This window comes from Aestuariivirga sp. (assembly GCF_044239095.1).
Classification (GTDB): domain Bacteria; phylum Pseudomonadota; class Alphaproteobacteria; order Rhizobiales; family Aestuariivirgaceae; genus Aestuariivirga.
The window spans coordinates 1-5,017 of sequence record NZ_JBIICB010000299.1; the positions used below are offsets into that span (position 1 = coordinate 1).

6 protein-coding genes are annotated in these 5,017 nt (G+C 64.7%); 2 read left to right on the forward strand and 4 right to left on the reverse strand.

What is annotated here, in order from left to right; translation table 11 throughout:
- Window positions 1–399: M20/M25/M40 family metallo-hydrolase (locus tag ACILRA_RS19645; RefSeq protein ID WP_395663748.1), on the forward strand; the 399-nt coding region annotated here is incomplete at its 5' end.
- On the opposite strand, the gene ACILRA_RS19650 is transcribed toward ACILRA_RS19645, so the two are convergent.
- The 4 genes from ACILRA_RS19650 to ACILRA_RS19665 all read right to left on the reverse strand — a co-directional run bounded on the left by ACILRA_RS19650 (window position 388) and on the right by ACILRA_RS19665 (window position 3,470).
- The gene (locus tag ACILRA_RS19650) at window positions 388–759 is read right to left on the reverse strand and encodes a GFA family protein (RefSeq protein ID WP_395663749.1); all 372 of its coding nucleotides are present in this window, start codon (window positions 757–759) and stop codon (window positions 388–390) included. The genes ACILRA_RS19645 and ACILRA_RS19650 overlap by 12 nt on opposite strands.
- Before the next feature lie 121 nt (window positions 760–880).
- Complete coding sequence (locus ACILRA_RS19655) at window positions 881–1,558, reverse strand: DUF1028 domain-containing protein (RefSeq protein WP_395663750.1); 678 nt, start codon at window positions 1,556–1,558, stop codon at window positions 881–883.
- Window positions 1,559–1,562: 4 nt separating this feature from the next.
- On the reverse strand, window positions 1,563–1,979 hold the full coding sequence (locus ACILRA_RS19660; protein WP_395663751.1) for a RidA family protein: 417 nt from the start codon (window positions 1,977–1,979) through the stop codon (window positions 1,563–1,565).
- A 24-nt stretch (window positions 1,980–2,003) separates the two neighbouring features.
- Window positions 2,004–3,470 carry a 4-hydroxyphenylacetate 3-hydroxylase family protein gene (locus ACILRA_RS19665; protein ID WP_395663752.1) on the reverse strand — a complete coding sequence of 489 codons (1,467 nt, stop codon included), beginning with the start codon at window positions 3,468–3,470 and terminating at the stop codon, window positions 2,004–2,006.
- 55 nt (window positions 3,471–3,525) lie between these two features.
- On the opposite strand from ACILRA_RS19665, the gene ACILRA_RS19670 reads away from it, so the two are divergent.
- A complete protein-coding gene (locus tag ACILRA_RS19670) occupies window positions 3,526–4,794 on the forward strand; it encodes an NAD(P)/FAD-dependent oxidoreductase (protein ID WP_395663753.1) in 1,269 nt (422 codons plus the stop codon).
- The last annotated feature ends 223 nt before the right edge of the window (window positions 4,795–5,017 follow it).

The window sequence follows — 5,017 nt, forward strand, 5'->3', positions numbered from 1 at the left end:
ATCCGCTATCTTCCCGAGGAGGATGCCGCCGCCATCGTCACCCGCATCAAGGCGGCTGCGGAGGCCATCGCGGCGGGCTGCCGCAACGTCTTCGCCGCCGCGCGCTTCGACTTCATGGACCTTCAGAACTACCCCGCGATGAACACGCCCGTCGACAGCGAGGCGGTGAAATTCGTGCACGCCCTCACCGGCGGGAACTCCACCGGCAAGATCACCTTCGGCACTGAGGGCGGCCTGTTCCAGCAGGCGCTCGGCACGCCAGCAGTGGTTTGCGGACCAGGCAACATCGCCGTCGCCCACAAGCCGGACGAGCATGTGAGCGAAGCCCAGCTGGCACTGTGCGACCTCATGCTGGAGCGGCTGGTCGAGAAGCTTTCGGTGACAGGCTCAGGGGGCTGACCACTTCGGCTTCTTGCCGACATATGAGTGGTATTGCGGCGCCAGTTCCTTGCGGTTGTTGGAATCAAAGCTGCCCAGCACCAGCGCCACCACCGGCTTGTCATCGATGGCGCCGAGTGTTGCCCCGCAGGTGGGGCAGAAGCTGCGGCTGGAATAGTCCGAGGAGCGCCAGGTGGAGGGCTTGCCGCCCGGACCCGTCCAGCGGACATTCTCCGCCGGAAACTCGACCCAGTGCAGCGTCACGGCGCCCGAATGACGCTGGCACATCTTGCAGGAACAGCTGTGGGGCTTGAGGGCCGGACCTTCCGCCGCAAAGCGGATATGCCCGCACAGGCAGCCGCCTTCATATGTCCTCGCCATGGTCCCCTCCCATCCCGATGGAAAAAGAATGCCGCAGCAACGTGTGGGTGAGAAGGTCCTTACAAAAATTTTAGGGCGTCATCCCGGTCTTCGCCGGGATGACGGGGCAGGCCAAGAACGCTCACGGGTCGCCCGGCACGCCGTAGCTCGGGGCCTGGGTCGGGTCGATGGCGCGTTGGAGATAGGCGCCCATCTGTGGTCTGTAGTCCGCCCACAGGCGGCGGAGCGTGGCGATGGGGTTCGTGTCATCCCAGTCGACGCGAAGCGAGACGAGCGGGAAGGCCTGCTGGTGATGGACGATCAACGCGGCAGAATGAACCGGCCCCTCCTCTCCGCCTGACTCGAGCCCTGCCTCGAGGGCGCGCAGCAGGCGCTCGCCGAGGTGCTGGTCCGCATTGGCGGCGAAGGCATCCGTCATCACGCCGGGAAGTGTTGCATGCTTGAGGAGGTTTCCCGCCGCCACGCAATCGGGCCGTTCCGAGACGGCATGGGTGCCAAGGATGTGCGTGCCCGACCAGGAGGCGGAACGGCCCTGCACATCAACCGCGGTGAGCTGGCGGTAGTCGATGAAGGGGCGATCCTTCACAACCGCCGCGATGGCCTCGCTGGCGCTCCTGCCCTGCGCCATCAGGTCGAGCAGCAGCGGGCCGAGCGCGGGGTCGGTCACGTTCTGTGTTGCCACCGCGCCCACCCCGGCGCGGGCATGCGGGCAGCGCGCGCCAACCGCAATCGAGGATGTGGTGATGGCAACTCCGAAGGCGCCCGAACGGGCGCAGCGGCCGGCGATCGAGAAGGTCATGGGTTCAATCCGGAATGACGGCGGTGACTTCGATCTCGACCAGCCATTCGGGCCTGGCGAGTGCGGTGATGACGAGACCCGTGGAGCACGGGAAAACGCCCTTCAGCCACTGGCCCATCTCCCGGTAGACGTCCTGCCGGTAGCGGATGTCAGTCAAATAGACCACGATGCGGCAAATATGGTCCATGTTGCCGCCCGACTCCTCCATCAGCATCTTGATGTTCTGCATGGTCTTCCGCGTCTGCATCGTCGCATCGCCCACATGGAGCGACTGGCGCGTGTCGAGGTCCTGGGAGACCTGCCCCCTGACGAACACCATGGTGCCCTTGGCCACCACGGCCTGGCACAGGTCGTTGTCGAGCTTCTGCTCAGGATAGGTGTCCTTCGTGTTGAAGGGGCGGATACGTGTGTGCGCCGTCATGTTGTCCTCACAAGATATTCAAGCTTATTCCGCGGCCTTGCGCGCAACGCCCCAGATGTTTTCGGAGAGGCCGCCCGCCTTCTGCGCGAATTTGAGCGGACCGTTCCAGTCGAAGGTGCGGTAGACCGCGGCGGATTGCGCAAATGGCGGCGACTGGGCGAAGAGCTGGAAGGTGAGCCTGTGGCCGGCGTAATCCGAATTCAGCGCATCGCGCGCCAGCGCCAGCAGCCTGCGGCGGTCTTCCGCCTGCCATTCATCGTTGACCGTATAGTACTTGTCCATCCACACCTTGGTTTCAGGATGGTCGAACATCGCCGAATCGGGCGTCACGCAGATCTGCCCGCCGCACAGTTCACGCGCGATGTGCATCATGCGCGGCAGGTTGTTCAGCGCATGCACGCGCCCGGTGAACAGCAGCGACTGGTTGGGCATGACAAGGCCATTGGGGCTCTTCTCGGCCAGCGCGATGGAGGCCGTCAGGTGAGCGTGGATGCCCTCGCGCCACACGGCGAGCTCTGAGAGCTTCTCCTGCACGGCCTGCTGCTTGTCGAGGCCGGTCTGGCGCGCGTTCCACAGTGCTGCGCCAATGATGAGGTCGGCATAGGAGAGCGTCCTCTGCACGAAGGGAAAGGCGGAATACCGGTGCAGCGTCTGGCGGATGAAGGCGGCCGCGCGCGTGTGCTGGTAGAACAGCACGTCCTCCCAGGGGATCAGCACGTTGTCGAGGATCATCAGCGTGTCGACCTCGTCGAAGCGGTTCGACAGCGGGTAGTCACGCTCCGGCGCGCGTCCGGTGAAGCCGGTGCGGCAGATGTGCTTCACGCCCGGCGCATCCATCCTGACGATGCAGCCCAGCGCATATTCCGAGAGCTTCGCATCGCCCCAGTTGGCAATCGTCGGCTTGAGGAAGGCCTGGTTGGAATAGGCCGCAGCCGTCTCGTATTTCGCGCCGCGGATGACGATGCCGGCATCGGTCTCCTTCACCACATGGACGAGCATGTCCGGGTCCTGGTCCTGCGGGCGCTTGGAGCGGTCACCCTTGGGATCGGTGTTGGCGGAAACATGGAATGGATCGGTCTTGATCGCGAGCCTGATGTGGCGCTCGATGTTCTCGGCAAAGCGCGGGTCGATCTCGTTGAGGATGTCCTTGCCGTCCCACAGCGACCACATCTCGCCGATGGTCTCGTCACCCACCCGGGTCACCACGCCGCCGATGTCATGCATTACCGTGTCGACGGCGCGGCGCTTGTCCTCCCAGTCCTGCTTCGCGAACGGAAGGCGCAGGCCGATGGGGAAGCGCTCGCCGTCTTCCTCATAGCTCATCACGTCCCGGGTCGCCGCCTCGTGCTGCATGTCGTAGATGCGCGCACGCACGTCGACCAGGGGCCTGAACTGCGGGTGGCGGGTCACGTCCTTCACGCGCTCGCCGTTGATCCATACCTCGCGCCCGTCGCGCAGGGAGTCGCGGTATTGTTCGCCAGTCCTGATCATGCCTTGCCCTCCAAGGAGACCGTGCAAGATTGACACCCTTGCGGCGCAGACGCAAATGCGCAAGACGAGGGGTGTGACACAACATTCCGCAACCATCATCGGCGCTGGCATCATCGGCGTCTCGGCCGCCGCCTTCCTGCAGCGGCAGGGCTGCAAAGTGACCGTGATCGACCGCGTGCCGCCGGGAGAAGGCTGCTCCTTCGGCAATGCCGGTGGCCTTGCCTTCTCCGAAGTTGTGCCCACCGTGCATTCGCGCATGCTGCTCAAGGTTCCGGGCTGGCTGATGGACCCGCTGGGGCCGCTCACCATCCGCTGGTCCTACCTGCCGAAGGCCCTGCCATGGTTCATGGCGCTCGCCCGCAACTCGCTGCCTGACCGGGTCAAGGCCATCACCGCGGCGCGCGCCGATCTGGCGTTGCGCGTGGTGAGCGATTTCGAGACGCTGCTGAAGGCCGCCGGCTCAGCGGACCTCATCGGTTACCGCGATACGCTGCGCCTCTATGACAGCGAGGCGCAATATCTCGCAGAGGAGCCCGAGCGCCAGGCCAAGCGGGAACATGGCTTTGAGATGAAGCGCATATCGGGCGGCGAGGCGCGCGAGCTGGAGCCTGCAATCGGCAGCAGTGTCCATTGCGGCGCCTTCCATGGCGGCTGGTATTTTCTGGCCAATCCCGGCCGCGCCGTGAAGTCCATCGCCGCTGAGGTGGTGCGCAATAGCGGGGTCATCCTGGAAGACGATGTCCTGTCCATCGAACGCGATGGCAACCGGGTCAGCGGGCTCCAGCTCAAGGCGGGCGGCCGCCACAGCATCGACCGGCTGGTCGTCTGTGCAGGCGCATATTCACATCAGCTGGCGCGGCAACTGGGCGAAAAGGTGCTGCTCGAGGCGGAGCGCGGCTACCACATGGTGCTGCCGAATTCCGGCGTGTCGCTTTCGCGCTCGATCACCTCTGCGCGCACACCGGGCGCTGCAACGCCGATGGAAATGGGCCTGCGCCTGGCAGGCACGGATGAATTCGCAGGCCTCGATGCCGCACCCGACTACCGGCGGGCAGACGCATTGTGGACGCACTTCAAGGCCGTCCTGCCGGGCTTGCGCCCGCCCGATGGCGAGACGACGCGCTGGATGGGCCGCAGGCCCGGAACACCCGACTCGCTTCCCGTCATCGGCCCGTCGAGGACCGCGGCCAATGTCTGGTACGGCTTCGGACACGGCCACATGGGCCTCACCTGGGGGCCGAGCACCGGACGGCTGATCGCCGAGCTGATGACCGGCATGAAAAGCAACATCGACCTCACACCGTTCCGGGTCGACCGGTTCTAGAGCCCAAACGGCCCCAAGCCGTTGAATTCGAGTCGAAATCCGGCTTTGTCTGTGGACTTCACTCCAAGTATCCGGAACATCTGGACAAATCACCATCATTTCGAATCAATAGGCGGTGATTCGATGTGTTGCGTTTGCGTTCTCGTCTCCCCGCCACGGGCAGGCGCGGGGATCAGGGGAAAGAGATTGGGCAAGACGCACATCGGCGAGTTGTTCTTCAAGG